The organism is Leptospira idonii, assembly GCF_004770995.1.
In the GTDB taxonomy this organism is placed as follows: domain Bacteria; phylum Spirochaetota; class Leptospiria; order Leptospirales; family Leptospiraceae; genus Leptospira_A; species Leptospira_A idonii.
Genome location: NZ_RQHW01000005.1, coordinates 1 through 2,431, shown reverse-complemented (window position 1 = coordinate 2,431; position 2,431 = coordinate 1). Strand labels below are relative to the sequence as shown.

Here is a 2,431-nt window from a genome sequence, read left to right as displayed (position 1 = left end):
AAAAAAACTAACACCCGCTTCAAATCCATCCAACTTAACGAACAAAATGTTCAATTACTTAGTTTTTGCGAGGCTCAATATGTATATTCTTGTCTCAGTAGGCTTTCGCAAGAGGCAGGGTTCGCATAACAAGTCGAGATTCGCTTCCAGCTCTCGTTTGCATGACTTCCTGTCATGACAAACGAACTTCGGCCATCCTTGGCCTTCGTCACCGCTAGAAGCTTTCTCTCCCGATTAAGATTCATTATATGAACATTTTATACTTTAGTATGGGCGCCTCGCAATTGTTTTTATAATAAACAATTTATTTAAACAACCGACCCGGCTCTTCGCTCCAATCTTTCCTTTCAGGAAAGGATTTACGCTTCGATCCGATGGCGCGGGAAGGAAAAGGTTATTTTTTCTTATCCGCTGGAACGATCATTTCAATCATAGCAGCAGACATACATGTATCTTTGTATTTTGTGCCAGGGTAAATCTCTTTGAGTGTAATTTTAAAGAGTAACCCCATCTCAAGATATTCGCTTTTTCTAGACTTCGGGGCAATTTTTAACTTAAACTCTTGCTGTTCCATTGTATCTGCAAATTCAATCTCATGAATGCTATTTAAAAGAGGTCCGTCCTTTATTTTTACATCAGTCCCAGGAATCGTCTCTGAACCAGCAACAGACATTGTATAAGCTACTTCTTGAACTTCTATGGAAACTTTCTTTATTCTATTATTTGCAATAAACAAATCACTATTTTTGGCAAACCCATTAATTATTGTTAAAGAAACATAGTAATCTTTTCTTTTTAGAATATCTGCATAACCACTTTTACTTTCATCATTCCAATAAGGAATATAAACATATTCCCCTATTCCCTGATTTTTAGATACGCACCAGGCTGTCTCTTTCCAATTTTTATTTTTAAAATCTTGTAACTTATCAGGGGAATACTCGTCTTTAGGTTTACCTTTCTCAACTAAAAACGAGCTTCCAATGACCTTACGACAGTCATTATTATAACAATGATTAACAGACCCATATAGCTTTTCAAAAGCAGAATCTCTCGCAAATAACGAAGATTTGCATAAAATCAAAAAAAGTAATAAATATTTCATCCTAAACCTTTCCTTATTCTTTTGGCAAATTTTCAATCACAAATGCCACTCCCTTACCAATATTCCATTTACCATAATCATAATGAGCATACATTCCCGATCCCTTATAACCTGTGACATTTGCATTCCCAAAAGGATCATGAACAATCCAGCCTGTAGAATCATAACCAACGATTACTAATCTATGCCCTTCTGTCACTGGATAAACATCAAACTTTCCGCCCACAACAACAGGTTTCCCTTCATTCAATGCATCTTTGATTGAATTTGTTTTCCAATCACTATTCTCATATTTAACAGGATTTGTACCTGGAATTGGATTTTTATCTGTGCTAAGATTTACTAGCTGCTGCCCATATTGAGGAAGAACTAACTTTAGATATTCATTATCTTTCAGTTCAGTTCCTTTAACAAGAATACCATCTTTCTGCGCTTGCTTAATAAAATCATCTACAAACTGGTACTCACCATTTTGTGGTTTAGCTCCCATATATTCTGCAACGATAGATGTTGATGTAGGTGAACATTCATTTCCAGGATACATGGTATAATCAGAAAATTTAATGTTCGTTTTATTATCATTCTGCGAATCATAGTAAACTTGATTCAAGATCACACCTTCACCATTCTTCAAGACGGTCACTTTTTCCGTACTGTTCTGCGTATCAATTCGATCTCCAAACTCGGCTACAAGTTTCTCTGTTGTCAACCTTGCATAATTCTCCCTTACATATTCAATTCTAGCTGCAGTAACATCTGCTTTCGCATTTGCAATCGTAGTATCTAGTTCAGCTTTAATACTGTTATAGATCTGTTTTTGTTCAGGTGTCGATGTTGGCAAATTCAACCCATTTTCCTTTGCAAATTTCTCAAGTAACTCTTTAGACTTCACAGAAGCATCATAGTCGAAATACGCATCGTTCACCATCTGCTTTCCTATTTTTTCCAAGGTTTCTTTAATTTTTTCAGGAGAAGTCCCCTCTGGAAATTCGATCTTTAAGCTATCGCCTGTTTTAAAATTATTTACATTCGGATTTTCCACCGCATCTATAAATCTTTGCTGTAGATCCACTGATGAGTTAGCTATATTTTTAGTATCCAAAGGTTTAACTGGTGCATTCCCAATCTGGAATCCTAATGCTCTCGCTGTATTTTTTATAAAGTCTTGAAGTTCTTTTCTTGCTTCTTCAAGTTTCTTCTGAGCTTCTTCCCAGCTCTTAAGTTCAAAGATTCCTTTCGTCTTACCTATCGACTCAGCAAGTTCGGCAGCTTTGAGCTCCTCAGTCAATCGGTCGTATTCTGCCCTACCCTCTGGATTCAATCTAC

The 2,431-nt window shown here is 36.4% G+C and carries 2 protein-coding genes; both read right to left on the bottom strand.

Going from position 1 to position 2,431, the window contains the following annotated elements; translation table 11 throughout:
* Positions 1 to 394: 394 nt before the first annotated feature.
* Positions 395 to 1,105, bottom strand: a complete 711-nt coding sequence (locus tag EHS15_RS01735) for an NADase-type glycan-binding domain-containing protein (RefSeq protein ID WP_135758818.1) — start codon at positions 1,103 to 1,105, stop codon at positions 395 to 397.
* Between the two features lie 13 nt (positions 1,106 to 1,118).
* Positions 1,119 to 2,431 (bottom strand): C39 family peptidase (locus tag EHS15_RS01730; RefSeq protein ID WP_210416276.1); only part of this gene is annotated, 1,313 nt, incomplete at its 5' end.

What these genes read in the sequence shown, in the direction of transcription:
- EHS15_RS01735 (WP_135758818.1), bottom strand. Translation starts at nt 1,105, where the DNA reads ATGAAATATTTATTACTTTTTTTGATTTTATGCAAATCTTCGTTATTT.